We start from the raw sequence: 20,078 nt of genomic DNA, 5'->3' as shown, positions 1-20,078 counted from the left end.
CCCGGACCCCGTACAGCTCAGTCCTCGGCGGAGGAGGCGGCGGCTGCCGTCTTCTTCGCCGCCCGCTTCGCGGGGGCCTTCTTGGCCGCCGTCTTCGTGGCGGTCTTCTTGGCCGTGGCCTTCTTGGCGGTCGTCGTCTTCTTGGCCGCCGTCGCCTTCTTCGCGGTGGTGGCCTTCTTCGCCGGCGCCTTCTTGGCGGCCGTCTTACGGACCGCCTTCTTGGCGGGCGCCGCCGTCTCGGCTTCCTCGGCGGACGGGGCCGCCTCGACCGACTCGACCGGCTCGGCCGGGGCCGCCGGCTCCTCGGCCCGGACGGGCTCCGGCTCCGGCTCGGCGACGACCTTCGCGGGCGTCTCCACGACCATCACAGCGGCTTCCTCGGCCGCCTTGGGCGAACCGGCCGGGGACGTCGCCTTGCGGACCGCACGGCGGCGCGTACGGACGGGAGCGGCCGGGGCGGCTTCCTTCTCGACGTCCGCCGGGACCTCGGCCTTCGCCTCGGGGGCCGGCTCGACGACCGGCTCCACGACCGGCTCGGGGGCCTTGGCCGGCGCGACCGGCTCCACGACGATCTCGGGCTCCGGCTGCTCGGCCGCCTTCGGCGAACCCGCCGGGGCGGACGCCTTGCGGGTCGCCCGACGGCGCGTACGGCCACCGCGCGACGCCGCGGCCTTCGCCTCGGTCGGGCTGCCGAACCACTCCTCGTCCCCGCCGACCGACGGCTGGAGGTCCGCCTCGGTCACCGCGACGGGCTCCAGCTCGGGAAGCTCGGCCTCGACCTCGGCGGACGGGGCGGCCTCGATCGGCTCGGCCGGCTCCTCCGCCGCGTACTCGTGGACGTGGTCGTGCTCGGGCTGACCGGCACCGGCCTTGCCCTTCTTCTTGCCGCGCTTGCCACCGCCGCCGCCACCGACGGTCGTCGGCTGGTCCATGTGGACGATCACGCCGCGGCCGTTGCAGTGCACGCACGACTCGGAGAAGGACTCCAGCAGGCCCTGGCCGACCCGCTTGCGGGTCATCTGGACCAGACCCAGCGAGGTCACCTCGGCGACCTGGTGCTTGGTGCGGTCCCGGCCCAGGCACTCCAGCAGACGCCGCAGCACCAGGTCCCGGTTGGCCTCCAGCACCATGTCGATGAAGTCGATCACCACGATGCCGCCGAGGTCGCGCAGCCGCAGCTGGCGCACGATCTCCTCGGCCGCCTCGAGGTTGTTCTTGGTGACCGTCTCCTCCAGGTTGCCGCCCTGGCCGGTGAACTTGCCGGTGTTGACGTCGACGACGACCATCGCCTCGGTCCGGTCGATCACCAGCGAGCCGCCGCTCGGCAGCCAGACCTTGCGGTCCAGCGCCTTCATCAGCTGCTCGTCGATCCGGTACGTGGCGAAGACGTCGACGTCCGACGTCCACTTCTGCAGCCGGTCGGTGAGGTCCGGGGCGACGTGCGAGACATAGCCGTGGATGGTCTCCCAGGCGCCGTCACCACTGACGATGACCTTGGAGAAGTCCTCGTTGAAGATGTCGCGCACGACCCGGACGGTCATGTCCGGCTCGCCGTACAGCAGGGTCGGGGCGTTGCCGCTCTTCGCCTTCTTCTGGATCTCTTCCCACTGCGCCTGCAGACGCTGCACGTCACGGGCCAGCTCGTCCTCGCTCGCACCCTCCGCGGCGGTACGGACGATCACGCCCGCGTCCTCGGGGACGATCTTCTTGAGGATCTGCTTCAGCCGCGCGCGCTCGGTGTCGGGCAGCTTCCGGCTGATGCCGGTCATCGAGCCCTCGGGCACGTAGACCAGGTAGCGGCCGGGGAGCGAGACCTGGCTGGTCAGGCGGGCGCCCTTGTGACCGATCGGGTCCTTGGTGACCTGGACCAGCACGGACTGGCCGGACTTCAGCGCGGACTCGATGCGGCGCGGGCCGTTGCCCATGCCGAGCGCCTCGAAGTTGACCTCACCGGCGTACAGGACGGCGTTGCGGCCCTTGCCGATGTCGACGAACGCGGCCTCCATCGACGGCAGCACGTTCTGGACCTTGCCCAGGTAGACGTTGCCGACGTAGCTGGTGGCCTGCTCCTTGTTGACGTAGTGCTCGACGAGGACGTTGTCCTCCAGCACGCCGATCTGGGTGCGCTCACCGCTCTGGCGCACGACCATGACGCGCTCGACGGCCTCACGGCGGGCCAGGAACTCGGCCTCGGTGATGATCGGCACGCGGCGGCGGCCCTGCTCGCGCCCCTCACGGCGGCGCTGCTTCTTGGCCTCCATGCGGGTCGAGCCCTTGATGGACTGCACCTCGTCGAAGCCGGTGCCGGGCTCGCGCTCCTCCCGCTTGCGGGACTCACGCGGCTCACGGACCTTCACGACCGTGCGCTCCGGGTCGTCACCGGTGGCCTCGGCCTCCGCGGCGTCGCCACTGCGGCGACGGCGGCGACGGCGACGGCGGCTGCTGGAGGAGCCGTACGCGTCCTCGTCCTCGGCTCCGTCCTCGGCGGACTCGGCGTCCTGCTCGGCCTCCGGCTCCAGGGCGGCCTCGGCGCGGCGCTCGGTCTCGTCCTCGCTGCCCTCACCCTCACCCTCGGCGGCCTCACCACGACGGCGACGACGGCCACCACGACGGCGACGACGCGAGGGGCGGTCGCCCGACTCCTCGTCGTCCTGCGCGCCGTCCTCGGCGTCCTCGACGTCCTGGGCCTCCTCGGGCTCCTCCACCGGCTCGGCGGCGGGCGTGCGCTCCTCGGCCACGACCGGCTCGGCCTCGGCGGCCTCACCGCGACGGCGACGGCGACGGCGGCCGCGGTCGGCGGCGGGCCGCTCGGTCTCGACGCGCTCCTCCTCGGGCTGCTCCTCCTCCACGACGGAGGCGGCGGCGGCCGCGGCGGCGGTCTCCGGGGTCTGGAACATGGGCTCGGCGAACACCGGCGCCTGGAACACGGCGGTCGGCGGACGCACGGCACGGCGACGGCCGCGCGCGGGAGCCTCCGGCTCCCCGTCCGCGGCGGCGGCACGGCGACGGCGGCCACCGGTGGCGGCGGGCTCGGCCGGCTCGGCGACGGTCTCCGCGGCCTCGGCGGCACGGCGGCTCTCCGCCTTCGCGGCCTCGAGGGCCTGGGTGGCGGCCTCGGCGTCACCGGGGGCGACCCGACGACGGCCACGGCCGCGGGCCGGCTTCGCGGGCGCCTCCACGGCGACCGCCTCCACGGCCTCGTCCTCGGTCTCCTCGGCCTCTTCGGCCTCTTCGTCCTGCACGGCCGGGGCCACGGCCTCGGCGGGCTGCGCCTCCGGCGCGGCGGCGGAGCCGGCCTTACGGGTGGCGCGACGGCGCGTACGGGCCGGCTTCGCGGCCGGGGCCTCCTCGGCCTCGGCGGCGGGCTCGGCGGCGGCTTCCGCAGCGACCGGCGCGGGGGCCTCGGCGACAGCGGCGGCCGGAGCGGCCTCGGCCGGGGTCTCGGCGGCCTGCGGGGCACCCGCCGGTGCGGTGGCCTTGCGGACCGCGCGGCGGCGCGTACGGGCCGGCTTGCTGTCCTGGACCTCGGCGGCGGGCTCGGCGGCGGCTTCCACGGCCACCGGCGCGGGGGCCTCGGCGGGAGCGGCGGCCGGAGCGGCCTCGGCGGTCTCCGCGGCGGAGGCACGCGGCGCACCGGCCGGAGCCGTCGCCTTACGGGTCGCGCGGCGGCGGGGACGGGCCGGGGGTGCCGCCTCGGTGGCGGCGGGGGTCTCGGCGACGGGTGCGGCTTCGGCCGGAGCGGCCTCGGTCGCGGCGGCCGTCACGGCCGGCTGCACGGCGGCGGTCTCCGCCACCGGCGGACCGGCCGGGCGCGACGCCGCACGGCGGCGGCGTCGGGGCGGCAGCGTGTCGCTGGGGCTTGCGTCGGAGTTGTTCCCGGGTGCGCTGGGCGCGTTCTCGGGCTCGGTGGGCTCAATAGATTCGAGCATGCGGGCGGTTCTCCCGTCACGCTCCCGGGCGCCGCGTCGTGATCCGACCCGGCGGTCCGCGTGATGTGCGCGGTACCGCCGTCCGGGGCGCGGTCGCCGCACGGGAGCTGTCGTCTCGCTCGCCGGGGCCGAGTTGTCGGCACCGGCGAAAGTCTCCTGGTCAGTGCGCCTGCCGGACCCGGGTGGCTCCCTGGTGGATCGGCGGCGCTACGACGGCCGTCCTACGCGGAACCTTCCGGCACCTTCGCGGCGCTCGGCCCGGCGGCCGTGGATGGGGCGGCCGGGGCGGCGTCGCGGTCGGGCGCGAGCGGATCGGTCACCGTGCCGGACTCCTCATCGAGCAGCCCCTGCGCCAGCCTGGTCACCGCAGCGGGGACCGGCGGCGCCAGGTCGGCCGTAGCGCGGAGACCGGACAGGACGTCGTCGGGTCGAACGGCAGGTGTCAAATGCCGAACAACCAGCCGCAGTATCGCACAGGCACCGCCGCCGGGCCTATCGGCCGGGGCCTGACGCGCTTCGAGTCGGGCCACCGCGCCACGGGCGTCGAAGGTCCGCAACCCGTTTTTCGTCCGGCGCTGGACCTCGACGGTCTCCTCGGCGAGGAAGGCCGCCACGGCCCGCTCGGCGTCCGCTACCTCGACCCCGTCGAGCCGCAGCTCCCAGAGGGAGGCCTGCAGCCGGTCGGCGAACGAGGAGGTGTGGGCCTCCACCGCGTCCGTGATGTCGAGCCCGTCGGGCAGCGACTCGTCGAGCAGCTCCCTGAGCTGCCCGGGGTCGCGGAACTCGGCGAGCTGGATCTCCAGGAACTCGGCCTCACTGCCCGTGCCGGTGGGTGCGGCATTGGCGTACGACACCTTGGGATGCGGGGAGAAGCCCGCCGAGTACGCCATGGGGACGTCGGCGCGGCGCAGGGCCCGCTCGAAGGCGCGCTGGAAATCGCGGTGGCTGGTGAACCGAAGGCGGCCGCGCTTGGTGTAGCGCAGACGAATGCGCTGCACCACAGGTGCGGGCGGCGGACCTTCGGGCTGTCGCTTGCCCAGTGTCGTTCAGTCCTTCGTGAGAGCGGTCGTACTGCTACCTAGAGTACGTGCCTCACGCGGGGGCGCGCCCCGGTGGGTCGGAACGCGTGAAGGCCCCGCCGGTGCGGCGGGGCCTTCACGGGAGGCTTCAGCGGCCTACTTGACGACCGTCAGCGGCAGGAGTTTCTTGCCCGTCGGGCCGATCTGGATCGAGGTGTCCATCTGCGGGCAGACACCGCAGTCGAAGCACGGCGTCCAGCGGCAGTCCTCGACCTCGGTCTCGTCGAGCGCGTCCTGCCAGTCCTCCCAGAGCCAGTCCTTGTCGAGACCGGAGTCCAGGTGGTCCCAGGGCAGGACCTCCTCGTACGTGCGCTCACGCGTGGTGTACCAGGCGACGTCGACGCCCTGCGGGGGCAGCGTCTTCTCGGCGGACTTGATCCAGCGGTCGTAGGAGAAGTGCTCGCGCCAGCCGTCGAAGCGGCCGCCGGACTCGTAGACCTCGCGGATCACGGCACCGACGCGGCGGTCGCCGCGCGAGAGCAGGCCCTCGATGATGCCGGGCTTGCCGTCGTGGTAGCGGAAGCCGATGGAGCGGCCGTACTTCTTGTCGCCGCGGATCTTGTCGCGCAGCTTCGCCAGGCGCGCGTCGGTCTCCTCGGCGGAGAGCTGCGGCGCCCACTGGAAGGGGGTGTGCGGCTTGGGTACGAAGCCGCCGATGGAGACCGTGCAGCGGATGTCGTTCTGCCCGGAGACCTTGCGGCCCTCGGCGATGACGTTGACCGCCATGTCACCGATCTGGAGGACGTCCTCGTCGGTCTCGGTGGGCAGGCCGCACATGAAGTACAGCTTCACCTGGCGCCAGCCGTTGCCGTACGCGGTGGAGACCGTACGGATCAGGTCCTCTTCCGAGACCATCTTGTTGATGACCTTGCGCATGCGCTCGGAGCCGCCCTCGGGGGCGAAGGTGAGGCCCGAACGGCGGCCGTTGCGGGTCAGCTCGTTGGCGAGGTCGACGTTGAAGGCGTCCACGCGGGTCGACGGCAGGGAGAGGCCGATCTTGTCCTCTTCGTACCGGTCGGCGAGGCCCTTGGCGATGTCACCGATCTCGGTGTGGTCCGCGGAGGACAGCGACAGCAGGCCGACCTCCTCGAAGCCGGTCGCCTTCAGGCCCTTTTCCACCATGTCGCCGATGCCGGTGATGCTTCGCTCCCGCACGGGGCGCGTGATCATGCCGGCCTGGCAGAAACGGCAGCCGCGGGTGCAGCCGCGGAAGATCTCCACCGACATCCGCTCGTGGACGGTCTCCGCGAGCGGGACCAGCGGCTGCTTGGGGTAGGGCCACTCGTCGAGGTCCATGACGGTGTGCTTGGAGACCCGCCACGGCACGCCGGAGCGGTTGGGCACCATACGGGCGATACGGCCGTCGGGCAGGTACTCGACGTCGTAGAAGCCCGGGACGTAGACGCCGCCGGTCTTGGCGAGGCGCAGCAGCAGCTCCTCGCGGCCGCCGGGGCGGTCCTCGGCCTTCCAGGCCCGGACGATCTCGGTGATCTCCAGGACGGCCTGCTCGCCGTCACCGATCACCGCGCAGTCGATGAACTCCGCGATCGGCTCGGGGTTGAAGGCCGCGTGGCCGCCCGCGAGGACGATCGGGTCGTCGACGGTGCGGTCCTTGGCCTCCAGCGGGATGCCCGCGAGGTCCAGGGCCGTGAGCATGTTGGTGTAGCCCAGCTCGGTGGAGAAGCTCAGCCCGAAGACGTCGAAGGCCTTGACCGGGCGGTGCGCGTCCACGGTGAACTGCGGCACCTTGTGCTCGCGCATCAGCTCTTCGAGGTCCGGCCAGACGCTGTAGGTGCGCTCGGCGAGCACGCCCTCGCGCTCGTTGAGGACCTCGTAAAGGATCATGACGCCCTGGTTGGGCAGTCCGACCTCGTAGGCGTCGGGGTACATGAGCGCCCACCGGACGTCACAGCTGTCCCAAGGCTTAACGGTGGAGTTCAGCTCTCCACCGACGTACTGAATGGGCTTCTGCACGTGCGGGAGCAGCGCTTCGAGCTGTGGGAAGACGGACTCGACAGACATCTCGACCTTCGGGAGCTGGCAGGGGGCGACTCTCTAGCGTACGCGAGGAGTGGTACCCCCCGCCCCACCGCGAACGGGCACCACCGCCGGGGGGGAGCGGGGTCACCCCCGCAGCGCGGCCCGGTGCCGCTTGGCGGACGCCTTCTCCCACAGGCCCGGCAGCTCGCGCTCGTACCCGGCCGCGAGGGCTTCCTCCCGGCCGTGCAGCAGCCCGAGCGTGTACGTGCTCTCCCCCGCGGCGTGCGCCTGGACGGCGAGGGCGCGCAGCGCTTCGCGGGCCATGACGCTGTCCTGGTGTTCGCCCAGCAGGCTCTGTACGGACTTCATCCGCCGCGCGAAGCGCTTCACGGGCTTGCCGAGGGCCGGTTGCGCGGCCTCGGCGGCGTAGCGGGCGCGCTTGGCCGCCTTGCGGGCCTCGTGCAGGGCGGTGTCGAGGCCGGGCCCGGCCTCCGTGGCCAGGGCGTGGTCGACGCGGCGGGCGAGGCGGCGGTAGTCGCGCAGGACGGCCTCGGCGATGACCCCTCGCGCCGGGTCGGCGGCGGCGGGGAGCAGGGGCGGGTCGGCGAGGAGCGCGTCGAGGGTGTCGAGGAGGGCGAGGTGGCGCTCGCTGTCGAGGACGGAGAGCAGGCGTTTGCGCGCGCCCGCGTGGCGGCCGGCGGCCCAGCGGCGCAGCCGGGCGCGGACGGGGCCGAGCACGAGGGTGTCCGGGACCTCGTCGACGCGTTCCCGCAGGCGGGCGGAGAGGACCTCGCGGTCCCGGTCGACGCCCAGTTCGCCGGCGAGCCATTTCAGCTCCGCCCCGATCGGGTCGGTGACCTCGCGGTCGAGCACCTTCCCGAACGTGCGGAAGGCGCTGCGCAGCCGGCGGGTGGCGACGCGCATCTGGTGGACGGAGTCGTCGACGTCGCGCCGGACGTCGAGGTCGCCCGCGACGACGGCTTCGGCCTGGGCGCGGACGTAGGCGAGGACGTGGTCGCCGGCGGTGGGCCTGCCCGGCTCGGCCGGGCGCGGCTTCCGCTTCACGGGCGGCTCGGGGTCGGTCTCGGCGAGCGCGCGGGACAGCTTGGAGGGGGCCTTCGAGGTGCGCAGGCCCGCTTCGCGCAGATGGGGTTCGACGACGTCGAGGAAGTCGGGGTCGGTGTCCTTGCCGAGCTCCAGCTCGAATTCCGTCCAGTGGACCGTGCGGCCGCCGTCGGCGAGCCGGGCGGCGGTGACCGCGTCGGCGCTCGCCTCGGCGAGGACCCCGCCGTGCTCGTCGAGGAGGAGGTGGACCTCGCGGCGGGAGACGATCCGCACCAGGGGGACGAGCTCCGCGTCGCGGGTGCGGGCGCGGACGAGGGCGGCGAGGGCGCGGGGCACGCCGGGTGACAGGGGTGCGCGGATCTCGTCGCGGGTGCCGGGGGCGACGGGGAGTTTGAGGTGCCAGCCCGCGTCGGAGCCGCCCGTGCGGCGGCGCAGGGTGATGCCCGCGGCCGCCAGCCGGCGGTCGGCCGTGTCGTAGTAGACGGCGTCGAGCTCGGCCGGTCCTTGGTCGGCGACGGTCGCGACGCCCGCGACCCGGCTCAGGTCGGGCAGCCGGGCCTCGCCCGCGCTGTCACCGGCTTCGTATTTCCGCTCGATCTCTCGCACGGTATCCGCCATAGGGCGAATCTAATGCTCGGGCGGCCGGGCCGACAGACCTCAGGCGGATACGGGGCGTTGCACCTTGATGGACTGCAGGAGTCCGACGGCGATCCAGGCGGCGAACATGGACGAGCCTCCGTAGGACACGAAAGGCAGGGGCAGGCCGGTGACGGGCATGATCCCCAGCGTCATGCCGATGTTCTCGAAGGACTGGAAGGCGAACCAGGCGATGATGCCGGCGGCCACGACCGTGCCGTAGAGCTCGGTGGTCTCGCGGGCGATGCGGCAGGCGCGCCACAGGACGACGCCGAGCAGCACGATGATGAGCCCCGCGCCGAGGAAGCCGAGTTCCTCGCCCGCGACGGTGAAGATGAAGTCGGTCTGCTGTTCGGGCACGAACTGGCCGGTGGTCTGGCTGCCGCGGAAGAGGCCGGAGCCGGTGAGGCCGCCGGAGCCGATGGCGATGCGGGCCTGGTTGGTGTTGTAGCCGACGCCCGCCGGGTCGAGGGCGGGGTTGGCGAAGGCGGCGAAGCGGTTGATCTGGTATTCGTCCAGCACGCCGAGCTGCCAGATGAGGACGCAGCCGATGACGCCGGTGCCGAGCAGTCCGGCGATCCAGCGGTTGGAGGCGCCGGAGGAGAGCAGGACGGCGAGCACGATCACCACGAGGACCATGACCGAGCCGAGGTCGGGCATCAGCAGGATGATGACGATGGGCAGCGCGGCGAGGCCCAGGGCCTCCATCACGGTGCGGTGGTCGGGGTGCAGCCGGTCGCCGGCGTCGACCTTGGCGGCCAGCAGCATCGCCATCCCGAGCGTGATGGTGATCTTGGTGAATTCGGAGGGCTGGATGGAGAAGCCGCCGCCGAGCTGGATCCAGGACCGGGCGCCGTTGATGGTGGCGCCGAGCGGGGTGAGCACGGCGGCGGTGAGCAGCACGGAGATGCCGTACAGGATGGGGACCGCGCCGCGCAGGGCGCGGTGGCCGAGCCAGACCGCGCCGACGGCGAGCGCGAGCCCTATGCCGGTGTTGAGGATGTTGCGCAGCAGGAAGTAGTACGGGTCGCCGTGGTTGAGCTCGGTGCGGCCGCGGGTGGCGGAGTAGACGAGCAGGGTGCTGATGCCGGACAGGGCGAGTGCGGCGAGCAGCATGACCCAGTCGAGCCTGCGGAGGACGGAGTCGCGGGCGGTGAGCTTGCCCCAGGTGCCGCGCTCGGGGCTGTAGCGGCGGACTTTGTAGCCGTCGGTGGTGGTCACTCGTCCTGCCCCCCTGCCGCTGCCGGGTCGGGCTTCTCCGTGGAGTCGGGACCGTCCGGCTTCTCCGTGGAGTCCGGGTCGTCGGGCTTCCGTGTCGAGTCCGCCGTCCCGGGCGGCTTCTCCGCGGCGCCTTCCTCCTTGTCCTCCTTGTCCTCCTTGCGGGCGGGCGGGCTGGGGATCGCCTGGGCCTCGATGGTCCCGTCCTTCTGGATCCTGGGGAGCTTCGCCTCGGGCCTGGGCAGCAGCGCCTTCTTGGCGTCGATCTTGCCCTTATCGTCGGCGCCGTAGAGCGCGTTGTAGATCTTGCGTACGGCCGGGCCGGAGGCGCCGGAGCCGGTGCCGCCCTGGGAGATCGTCATGACGATGGTGTAGTCCTCGGTGTACGTCGCGAACCACGAGGTCGTCTGCTTGCCGTAGACCTCAGCGGTACCGGTCTTGGCGTGCATCGGGATCTGCTTCTGCGGCCAGCCGCCGAACCGCCAGGCGGCGCTGCCGTTGGTGGCGACGCCGGCCAGGGCGCGGTCGAGCTGGTCGCGGGTCTTGCGGTCGAAGGGCAGCTTGCCGTGGGCCCGGGGCTTGATCTCCTCGACCCGCTTGCCGTCGGGGCTGACGATGGCCTTGCCGACGGTGGGGTTGTAGAGGGTTCCGCCGTTGCTGATGGCGCTGTAGATGGTGGCCATCTGGAGGGGGGTGACGAGCGTGTCGCCCTGGCCGATGGAGTAGTTGACGGAGTCACCGGCGCGCATCCGCATGCCGGACTCGCAGTTCTCCTTGGCGATCTTCCCGGCGTAGCTGTCGTCGTCCTTCTTGCCCTGCTTGCACCAGGAGTCCTTGTTGGACTTCCAGTAGTTCTTCTTCCAGTCGCGGTCGGGGACGCGGCCGCGGACCTCGTTGGGCAGGTCGATGCCGGTCTGCTTGCCGAGGCCGAACTGGTGGGCGGTCTTGTAGAACCAGTCCGCCGGGTGCTTGGGGTTGTTGCCGCCGTCCTTCTGCCACTGGCGGTAGGCCAGGTCGTAGAAGACGGTGTCGCAGGAGACCTCCAGGGCCCGGCCGAGGTCGATGGGGCCGTAGCCCTTGGACTCGAAGTTCTTGAAGACCTGGCCGCCGATGCTGTACGAGCTGGAGCAGTTGTAGTTGTTGGTGAAGGAGTAGCCGGCGTTGACGGCGGCGGTCGCGGAGATGACCTTGAAGACCGAGCCGGGGGCCGCCTGGCCCTGGATCGCCCGGTTGAGCAGCGGGAAGTTGGAGTCCTTGCCGGTGAGCCCCTGGTAGTCCTTGGCGGAGATGCCGCCGACCCAGGCGTTGGGGTCGTACGTCGGGTTGGAGGCCATGGCGACGATGCGGCCGGTCTTGGACTCCATCACCACGACGGCGCCCGCGTCGGCCTTGTAGTTGACGCCGGTGTTGCGGTCCATCTCCTTGCGGGCGTCCTTCATCGCCTGGTCCAGTTCTCGTTCCGCTATGGCCTGCACACGGGCGTCGACGCTGGTGACGATGTTGGCGCCGGGCTCGGCCTTGTCGCTCTTGGCCTTGCCGATGACGCGGCCGAGGTTGTCGACCTCGTAGCGGGTGACGCCGGCCTTGCCGCGCAGCTCGGTGTCGTACTGGCGCTCCAGGCCGGAGCGGCCGATCTGGTCGGAGCGCAGCAGCGGGGAGCGGCTGTCCTTGGCCTTGATGATCTCGTCGTCGGTGACGGGCGAGAGGTAGCCGAGGACCTGCGCGGTGTTGGAGCCGCCGGGGCCGGCGTAGCGGCGGACGGCGGTCGGCTCGGCGGTGATGCCGGGGAAGTCCTCGGCGCGCTCGCGGATCTGCAGGGCCTGCTGGGTGGTGGCCTCGTCGGTGATGGGGATGGGCTGGTAGGGCGAGCCGGCCCAGCAGGGCTGGGGGGTCTTGGCGTCGCAGAGCCGCACCTTGGCGGCGACGTCCTCGGGCTTGAGTTCGAGGATGCCCGCGAGGCGGGTGAGGACGCCCTTGCCCTTGTCCTTCATCTTCATCAGGTCGGTGCGGCTGGCGGAGACGACGAGGCGGGTCTCGTTGTCGGCGAGCGGCACGCCGCGGGCGTCGAGGATCGAGCCGCGGGTGGCGGGGGCGACGACCTGCTGGATGTGGTTGTTGGCGGCCTCGGCCGTGTACTGGTCGCCGCTGCGGATCTGGAGGTACCAGAGGCGGCCGCCGAGGGTGAGCAGGAGGGAGAAGACGAGGATCTGGATGACGACGAGCCGGATGGTGACGCGCGAGGTGCGCCCGGTCTCGGGGAGGTTGCTCATGGTGTCCCCGCCTCCCGCCGGCTACCGGTGAATCGCTGCCTCACAGTCGCTTGACCCCCTTGATGCGTCCGGCCTTGTTCTTCGGCGACTTGGCCAGCAGACCGCCGCGCTGGCTGCCGATGCGGTTGGCCCGGCCGCCGGAGAGCCAGCCGTAGGAGCCATCGCCGCCCGCGGGGGAGCCGTCGCCGGCGAGCGGGTCGTTGTGGGTGCGGCGGGCCAGCGCCATGACCAGCGGCACGGTGAAGGGCGCGAGCAGCAGGTCGTACACGGCGGCGGTGAGGACGAGGCCGGTCAGTCCCACGTGGCGGGCGGCGGTGTCGCCGACGAGGGAGCCGACGCCCGCGTAGAGCAGGGTGGAGCCGACGGCCGCGGCGACGACGACGAGCATCGGCACGGTGGCCGACCGCATCCGGCCGTTCTCGGGCCGGGCGAGGCCCACCACATAGCCGACGAGACACAGCACGAGGGCGTAGCGGCCGGTGGCGTGGTCGGCGGGCGGTGCGAGGTCGGCGAGGAGACCCGCGGCGAAGCCGATCAGGGCGCCGCTGGTGTGGCCGTAGACCAGGGCGAGGCCGATGACGACGAGGAGCAGCAGGTCGGGGACGGCTCCGGGGAGGTGGAGCCGGGCGAAGACGCTGACCTGGACGACGAGGGCGACCACCACGAGCACGGTGGAGAGCAGGATCCGGTTGAGGCGCATCGGTCTTCAGTCCCTGGGCTTGGCGCTCGCGGAGGGGGTGACCGTGACGGTCACCGTGGGGGCCGGCTTGGGGGTTTCCGGCTTGGGCGGCAGGACGGTGTCGCGCGGGTCCGTGCGGGGCGCCTGGACGACGACGCCGACGACGTCGAGCTTGCTGAAGCCGACGAAGGGACGGACCTGGAGGGTGCGGGTCAGTCCGCCGCCGGCGGGCTCGACGCGGCTGACCTCGCCGACGGGGACGCCGGGCACGAACGGCTTGTCCTTGCTGGAGCCGAAGGTGACGAGGCGGTCTCCCTCGCGCACGGCGGCCTTGCCGTTGAGGAGTTCGACGCGCAGGGAGCGGTCGCCCTGGCCGTTGGCGAAGCCGATCTCGCCGGTCTTCTCCATCCGGGTGCCGACGGTGAACTTGGGGTCGCTGGCGAGGAGGACGGTCGCGGTGGACGGTCCGACGGTGGTGACCCGGCCGACGAGCCCGTCGCCGTTGAGGACGGTCATGTCGCGCTTGATGCCGTCGTTGGCACCGCAGTCGATGGTGACGGTCCAGGAGAAGCCCTGGGCCGCTCCTATGGCGACGACCTGGGCCCCCTTGATGCCGTACTGGCCGGCTCCGGCGGTCTTGAGCATGGCGTCCAGGTCGCGGACCCGGCCGCGGTTGCGGTCGTCGCTGCCGAGCCGCTGCTTCAGGGCGGTGTTCTCGCGCTCCAGTTCGCTGATCCTGGTGTGGCGTTCGCCGGAGTCGCGGACGGCGGCGATGGCGTTGCCGACCGGGTCGACGGCGGAGGCGACGCCCTCCTCGACCGGGCCGAAGGCCGACGCGGCGGCGTGCCGGGCACCGTCGAGCGGGGACCGCTCGCCACCACGGATGTCCACCGTGATCAGCGCGAAAGCGATGGCGACCAGCAGCACCAGCAGCAGCCGGCTCTCTCGTGTGTCCCTCACGTGCGGCGGCGTGCCCTTCTCATCGGACCGGCCGGGCTGCGGGTCCGGGCCGGTCATCGGGAGCGTTCTGCCTGTATATCAGGTTGTTTCCCGGCGGCGCCGGTGCGCCGGGGCGCGGTCGGCCAAAGACCGCCGACGCCCTCGGGGCGAATCCCCCGGGGGTCCCCGGTGACCCCCGGCAGAGGGGTCCGGGAAGCCGCTCCGGGGGGGGCGGAGCAACGTTCCTCCCCCGCTCCCGGGCGGGGGAGGTCTTCAGCCGCGCGTCAGCGGCGCGGCTGGGCGTCCAGCACCTGCTGGAGCGCCTCGAACTCCTCGACGCACTTGCCCGAGCCGAGGGCGACGGAGTCCAGCGGGTCCTCGGCGATGTGGATCGGCATGCCGGTCTCCCGGCGCAGCCGCTCGTCGAGGCCGCGCAGCAGGGCGCCGCCGCCCGTGAGAACGATGCCGCGGTCCATGACGTCACCCGACAGCTCGGGCGGGCACTTGTCGAGGGTGGTCTTGACCGCGTCGACGATGGAGTTGACGGGCTCCTCGATCGCCTTGCGGACCTCCGCGGCGGAGATCACCACGGTCTTCGGCAGCCCGCTGACCAGGTCGCGGCCGCGGATCTCGGTGTGCTCGTCCTGCTCCAGGTCGTACGCCGAACCGATGGTGATCTTGATCTGCTCGGCGGTGCGCTCACCCAGGAGGAGGCTGTACTCCTTCTTGATGTGCTGGATGATCGCGTTGTCCAGCTCGTCGCCCGCGACGCGGATGGACTGCGCGGTGACGATCCCGCCCAGCGAGATGACGGCGACCTCGGTGGTGCCGCCGCCGATGTCCACGACCATGTTGCCGGTGGCCTCGTGGACCGGCAGGCCCGAGCCGATCGCGGCGGCCATGGGCTCCTCGATGATGTGCACCTGCCGGGCGCCGGCCTGGGTGGAGGCCTCGATGACAGCGCGCCGCTCGACGCCGGTGATGCCGGAGGGCACACAGACCACGACGCGCGGGCGGGCCATCCAGCGCCGCTTGTGGATCTTGAGGATGAAGTACCGGAGCATCCGCTCGGTGATCTCGAAGTCGGCGATGACGCCGTCCTTCAGCGGGCGGACGGCGACGATGTTGCCCGGGGTGCGGCCGATCATCTTCTTCGCCTCGGAGCCGACCGCGAGGATACCGCCGGTGTTGGTATTGATGGCGACGACGGACGGTTCGTTGAGGACGATTCCGCGACCTCTGACGTACACCAGCGTGTTGGCGGTCCCGAGGTCGACAGCCATGTCACGGCCGATGAACGACATGTTGTTCCCCATGAGGATACGTCTGGCCTTCCCAGCTGGAGCGAATGCTTACTTGAGGTCGGCAGGTGTGGTGCGCTGCGGGGCGCGGAAGCTTCATCGTAGTCTCGACCGCTCGAACACGGTGCGAGGGTTCCTCCGCCATTGTCGGCGGAACACGAGCGCGCCCCAGTAATGGTGACGTCGTGTCGGAGTGAGAGGTTCCCTCGTTCGCCGCGCATATGCCAGAGGGCGACCGAAAAGAAATCGGTCGCCCCTGATCAGAATGGGCGCGGGCCTGATCCGGTATCAGGCGAGGCCGGGAAAGAAAATCTTGATTTCCCGCTGGGCGGACTCCTCGGAGTCCGAGGCGTGGATGAGGTTCTCCCGGGTGATGGTGCCGAAGTCGCCACGAATGGACCCCGGGGCCGCCGCGATCGGGTCGGTGGGACCGGCCAGCGCGCGCACGCCCTCGATCACCCGCTCGCCCTCGACGACCAGCGCCACGACCGGGCCGGAGGCCATGAAGCCCATCAGCGGCTCGTAGAACTCACGGCCGACGTGCTCGGCGTAGTGCTGCTCCAGCGTCGCCCGGTCCAGGGTCCGCAGCTCCAGCGCGCTGATCGTCCAGTTCGCCTTGCGCTCGATCCGGCCGACGATCTCGCCGATCAGGCCGCGGCGGACCGCGTCCGGCTTGAGAAGGACGAGGGTGCGCTGGCTCATATTGCGGCTCCTTGCAGGCAGGGTGTGGTGCGGCAGAGAGTACAGGGGCCCGGGCGCGCTCCCGAACCAGGCCCGGCCCGGCCCCCGTGCACAGCGGTGCTGTGTCCTCGAACGCCGGACGGGCTCGGCGGCCGAGCTCAGCCACATCAAGCCTGTCCGGCCCCTGAGGACGCGCCCGCAGGGCGCCCGCCGGCCAGGCCTACGCCGCCGTCTGGGCCGCGAAGCGGGCCTTGGCCTCGTCGACCTTGCGGCCGAAGTGCACCGAGGCCCACCACAGACCGGCGAAGACCACCCCGAGGATGAACATCATCGGGACCACGAAACCGCTCGCGATCAGGCCGATCTGCAGCAGCCAGCCCAGCTGTACGCCACCGGGCCGGGTGAGCATGCCGCACAGCAGCACGCTCAGCAGCATCGCGGTGCCGCTGACCGCCCAGACCGTGCCGGTGGACAGGTCGGAGGTCTGCATGGCCACCAGACCGGCGAAACCGATGACGAAGAATTCACCGATCAGGGTGCTCGCGCAGAGCGTTCTCATGTCAGCGCCTTCCCAACAGCAGCCGGGCCTCGCCGACCGTGATCACCGAGCCGGTCACCAGCACACCCGCGCCGGCGTACTCGGCCTCTTCCTCCGCGAGGGTGATCGCCGCCTCCAGTGCGTCGTCCAGACGGGGCTCGACCTGGACCCGGTCCGCGCCGAAGATCTCGACGGCCACGCCCGCCAGCTCGTCCGGATCCATGGACCGCGGGGTGGAGTTCCGGGTCACCACGACCTCGTTGAAGATCGGCTCGAAGGCCTCCAGGAGGCCCCGGACGTCCTTGTCGGCACTGGCGCCGACCACGCCGACGAGTCGGCTGAATCCGAACGCCTCGGTGACCGCTTCGGCCGCGGCGCGCGCACCCGCCGGGTTGTGCGCGGCGTCCAGCACGACGGTGGGGCTGCGGCGCACGACCTCCAGGCGGCCCGGCGAGGTGACCGAGGCGAAGGCCCTGCGGACCGTGTCGATGTCGAGCGTGCGGGCGTGCTGGGAGCCGATCCCGAAGAACGCCTCGACCGCGGCCAGGGCGACCGCGGCGTTGTGCGCCTGGTGTGCCCCGTACAGCGGAAGGAAGACGTCCGGGTATTCGCCGCCCAGGCCGCGCAGGGTCAGCAGCTGGCCGCCGACCGCCACCTCGCGGGCCGTGACGCCGAACTCCATGCCCTCGCGGGCGACCGTGGCGTCCACCTCGACCGAGCGCTTGAGCAGCACCTGCGCCGCGTCGACCGGCTGCTGGGCCAGCACGACGGTGGCATCGGCCTTGACGATCCCGGCCTTCTCCTCGGCGATGTCGCCGGGGGTCGCGCCGAGCCGGTCGGTGTGGTCGAGGGAGATGGGGGTGACCACGGCGACGCCGGCGTCGATGACGTTGGTCGCGTCCCAGGTGCCGCCCATGCCGACCTCGACGACCGCCACGTCCACGGGCGCGTCGGCGAAGGCCGCGTAGGCCATCGCGGTGAGCACCTCGAAGAAGGACAGCCGGTACTCCTCGCGGTCGTCGACCATCTGGACGTACGGCTGGATGTCGCGGTACGTCTCGATGAAGCGCTCGGCCGCGATCGGCGCGCCGTCGAGGCTGATCCGCTCGGTGACGGACTGGACGTGCGGGCTGGTGTAGCGGCCGGTCCGCAGGTCGAAGGCGCCCAGCAGGGCCTCGATCATGCGGGCGGTGCTGGTCTTGCCGTTGGTGCCGGTGATGTGGATCGAGGGGTAGGCGCGCTGCGGCTGGCCCAGGATGTCCATCAGGGCCTCGATGCGCGCCCGTGACGGGTCGAGCTTGGTCTCACCCCAGCGTCCCGCCAGCTCGGCCTCCACCTCGCGGAGCTCCCGGTCCACCTCGGGGTCGGCCGGGCGGGCCGGTACGTCGTCGCCCTGCGGCTGCCCGCCCTGGGTGCGCAGGGTCCGGCTGCCCGCCTCGATCACGGCGAGGTCGGGGTCGCGGTCGGTCTCGGCTTCGACGATCTCGGCGAACTGGTCGTTTCCGCCAGATTCACCGGATTCCGTGTCGCCATGGTCGTCGTTCAGGGGGCGCTCGCTCACGCCGACCAGTCTACGGAGCCGGGGCGGCGCGCGGGGCCGGGGACGGGCTGGCGCGGCAGGGGTCACACTCGTCGGGAGGGCGCCGCGCCGCCCGACTGGCCGCCACCGGGGGCCGGTTCACGCCAAGCGGGGCCGGGATCCGTGACATACGGTTTTTCCGAAATCTCCGGTGACCGCAGTGCGGGCCCCCGCCCGAGGAGAGCTGGGTGAGCGACATGGCGTCCGAGGACCGGGAACGGCTCGGTGCCGTCCTGGAGGCGCTGCCCCCGGGTGCGCTCCTGCAGAGCCCGGACGACCGGGTGCTCGCGGTCAACCAGAAGTTCGTCCGCATGTTCGACCTGGCGGGCCGGGTCGACCTCTCCCCCGGCGCCCCCCTGCGGCCGGTCCTCCCCCTCGTACGGGCCTTCTTCGCCGCCGATCACACGGGACCCCGCGCCCTCGACGGAATGCCGGCCCACCGTCGTATCCACCGGGTGGCCGAGATCCCCCTCGACGACGGGCGCGTCATCCGCCGGGAGGTCGAACCGCTGCGCCACGAGGGGGCCTACCTCGGGGCCCTGTGGCTCTTCGACGACATCAGCGAGCGCAAGCGGAACGAACGCGATCTCCAACGGGACAACCTGGCCCTCACCGAGCTGGCCCGGCAGCGCAACGCCTTCACCGCCGCCGCCTCCCACGAACTGCGCACCCCGCTCTCCTCCATCAGCAGCTTCTGCGAGCTGCTCGCCGACCCCGCCTTCGGCGAACTGACCGGGGACCAGCGCTCCTTCCTCGACGCCATCCGGCGCAACGCCGAGCGGATGCAGCGGGTGATCTCCGATCTGCTGCTCACCACCCGGATGCGGGCCGCCGGGCCCCAGCTGGAGTTCGGCCCCGTGGAGGTGGACCGGATGCTGGAGGACGCCGTGCTGGACCGGATCGGCACGGGCCGGGAGCCCGGCGTGTTCACCGTGGTGGACTGCGCCCCCGGGCCCGCCCTCCGCGGCGACCGGCACCGGCTGCGGCACGTCCTCGTCAATCTGCTGGAGAACGCCGCGAAATTCACCCCGCCGGACGGCCGGATCACCGTCACGGCGGCGCCCCGGGACGGCCACTGGGAGATCGAGGTCGCCGACACCGGCATCGGGATCCCCGAGAAGTACCGGGAGGAGATCTTCACCGGCTTCGTCCGGGCCCCCAACGCGCAGGACGGCGGCTACCCCGGCACCGGCCTCGGGCTCGCCATCAGCCGCACCATCGTCCAGCTGCACGGCGGCACGATCACGGCGGGCGGCCGGGAGGGCGAGGGGGCGGCGTTCCGGATCCGGCTGCCCCTCGCCGGTCCCGGCCCGCGCCCCGGGGCCGCCACCCGAGAGGCACCGGCATGACCCGCGTACTCGTCGTCGAGGACGACGCCGACCTCACCCTCGCCCTGCGGACCCTCCTCACCCAGGCCGGCCACGAGGTCATCCACGCCGACAACGGCCGCGACGGACTGCGGCTGCTCTTCGCCGAGCGGCCCGCGCTGATGCTCCTGGACATCGGGCTGCCGCAGCTCAACGGCTGGGAGGTGCTGGAGCGCACCCGGGACCTGAGCGATCTGCCCGTGCTGCTGCTCACCGCCCGCGGCGCCGAGAGCGACCGGGTCCGGGGCCTCCGCGCAGGGGCCGACGACTACCTGCCCAAGCCCTTCGGCAACGACGAGCTGCTCGCCCGCGTCGAGGCGCTGCTGCGCCGCAGCGCGCCCACCCGCTGGGCCGGCGACTCCTTCGACGACGGGCTGCGGCTGGTGCCCGACCGCCGCTCGGCGGTCTGGCAGGGCCACGAGGCACGGCTCAGCGACATCGAGTACCGGCTGCTCCAGGTGCTCGTCCGCAACCGGGGCCGGGTGATCACCACCGATCAGCTGCTCGACCGGGTGTGGGACGACCCGGAGGGCAGGGGCCGGGAGCGGGTGAAGTTCGCGGTGCTGCGACTGCGGCGGAAGCTGCGCCAGGCGGCCGGGGACGAGGCGGCGGACCCGCTGGAGGCCGTACGGGGGCTCGGCTACCGCTACCGTGCGAACGGGGAGGGCGAAGCGGGGCCGGAGGGAGCCGAAGGCCCCTGAGGCCGGCAGGCCGAAGGTCCCGGAACCGCGAGGGCCCGAAGTCACCACTCGCCGCCCCCGCGGCGGTCGCAACCGTCCGGCAACCGACGACCGTCCCGACGCGCAACCGACGCACC

At 72.2% G+C, this 20,078-nt stretch carries 14 protein-coding genes; 2 read left to right on the top strand and 12 right to left on the bottom strand.

Annotation, left to right across the window (positions count from 1 at the left end):
• Positions 1-17 precede the first annotated feature (17 nt).
• From FHS38_RS01475 to folC, 12 genes are all read right to left on the bottom strand, one after another.
• Entirely contained in the window at positions 18-3,929 is a 3,912-nt protein-coding gene (locus FHS38_RS01475) for a ribonuclease E/G (RefSeq protein ID WP_184729821.1), read from the bottom strand.
• Positions 3,930-4,150: 221 nt separating this feature from the next.
• The gene (locus tag FHS38_RS01470; RefSeq protein ID WP_184731035.1) at positions 4,151-4,927 is read right to left on the bottom strand and encodes a TIGR03936 family radical SAM-associated protein; all 777 of its coding nucleotides are present in this window, start codon (positions 4,925-4,927) and stop codon (positions 4,151-4,153) included.
• Between the two features lie 177 nt (positions 4,928-5,104).
• Positions 5,105-7,030: a TIGR03960 family B12-binding radical SAM protein gene (locus tag FHS38_RS01465; protein ID WP_184729819.1), complete on the bottom strand. Its 1,926-nt coding sequence runs from the start codon at positions 7,028-7,030 to the stop codon at positions 5,105-5,107.
• A gap of 102 nt (positions 7,031-7,132) precedes the next feature.
• Complete coding sequence (locus FHS38_RS01460; protein ID WP_184729817.1) at positions 7,133-8,671, bottom strand: CYTH and CHAD domain-containing protein; 1,539 nt, start codon at positions 8,669-8,671, stop codon at positions 7,133-7,135.
• Between the two features lie 39 nt (positions 8,672-8,710).
• Complete coding sequence (gene rodA, locus FHS38_RS01455; RefSeq protein WP_184729815.1) at positions 8,711-9,910, bottom strand: rod shape-determining protein RodA; 1,200 nt, start codon at positions 9,908-9,910, stop codon at positions 8,711-8,713.
• Positions 9,907-12,177 (bottom strand): penicillin-binding protein 2, encoded by a 2,271-nt coding sequence (gene mrdA / locus FHS38_RS01450; protein WP_184729813.1) that lies wholly within the window; start codon positions 12,175-12,177, stop codon positions 9,907-9,909. The genes rodA and mrdA overlap by 4 nt, the downstream gene beginning before the upstream one ends.
• 40 nt (positions 12,178-12,217) lie before the next feature.
• Entirely contained in the window at positions 12,218-12,877 is a 660-nt protein-coding gene (gene mreD / locus FHS38_RS01445) for a rod shape-determining protein MreD (RefSeq protein WP_184729811.1), read from the bottom strand.
• Positions 12,878-12,883: 6 nt separating this feature from the next.
• On the bottom strand, positions 12,884-13,816 hold the full coding sequence (gene mreC, locus FHS38_RS01440) for a rod shape-determining protein MreC (protein ID WP_184729808.1): 933 nt from the start codon (positions 13,814-13,816) through the stop codon (positions 12,884-12,886).
• A 263-nt stretch (positions 13,817-14,079) separates the two neighbouring features.
• Positions 14,080-15,099, bottom strand: a complete 1,020-nt coding sequence (locus tag FHS38_RS01435; RefSeq protein ID WP_130877877.1) for a rod shape-determining protein — start codon at positions 15,097-15,099, stop codon at positions 14,080-14,082.
• Positions 15,100-15,384: 285 nt separating this feature from the next.
• Positions 15,385-15,798 carry a nucleoside-diphosphate kinase gene (gene ndk, locus FHS38_RS01430; protein ID WP_130877723.1) on the bottom strand — a complete coding sequence of 138 codons (414 nt, stop codon included), beginning with the start codon at positions 15,796-15,798 and terminating at the stop codon, positions 15,385-15,387.
• Between the two features lie 199 nt (positions 15,799-15,997).
• Positions 15,998-16,336 (bottom strand): DUF4233 domain-containing protein, encoded by a 339-nt coding sequence (locus FHS38_RS01425; RefSeq protein ID WP_184729806.1) that lies wholly within the window; start codon positions 16,334-16,336, stop codon positions 15,998-16,000.
• A 1-nt stretch (position 16,337) separates the two neighbouring features.
• Positions 16,338-17,876 (bottom strand): bifunctional tetrahydrofolate synthase/dihydrofolate synthase, encoded by a 1,539-nt coding sequence (gene folC, locus FHS38_RS01420; RefSeq protein ID WP_184729804.1) that lies wholly within the window; start codon positions 17,874-17,876, stop codon positions 16,338-16,340.
• A gap of 215 nt (positions 17,877-18,091) precedes the next feature.
• Between folC and FHS38_RS01415 the strand changes: the two genes are divergently transcribed.
• Complete coding sequence (locus tag FHS38_RS01415; RefSeq protein WP_184731033.1) at positions 18,092-19,243, top strand: sensor histidine kinase; 1,152 nt, start codon at positions 18,092-18,094, stop codon at positions 19,241-19,243.
• Positions 19,240-19,962, top strand: coding sequence for a response regulator transcription factor (locus FHS38_RS01410; RefSeq protein WP_184729802.1), 723 nt, complete (start codon positions 19,240-19,242; stop codon positions 19,960-19,962). The genes FHS38_RS01415 and FHS38_RS01410 overlap by 4 nt, the downstream gene beginning before the upstream one ends.
• The last annotated feature ends 116 nt before the right edge of the window (positions 19,963-20,078 follow it).

Source organism: Streptomyces netropsis, from assembly GCF_014203545.1.
GTDB classification, from domain to species: domain Bacteria; phylum Actinomycetota; class Actinomycetes; order Streptomycetales; family Streptomycetaceae; genus Streptomyces; species Streptomyces netropsis.
Note: the sequence above shows the minus strand (reverse complement) of the source record. Positions and strands in the feature narration are given on the sequence as shown.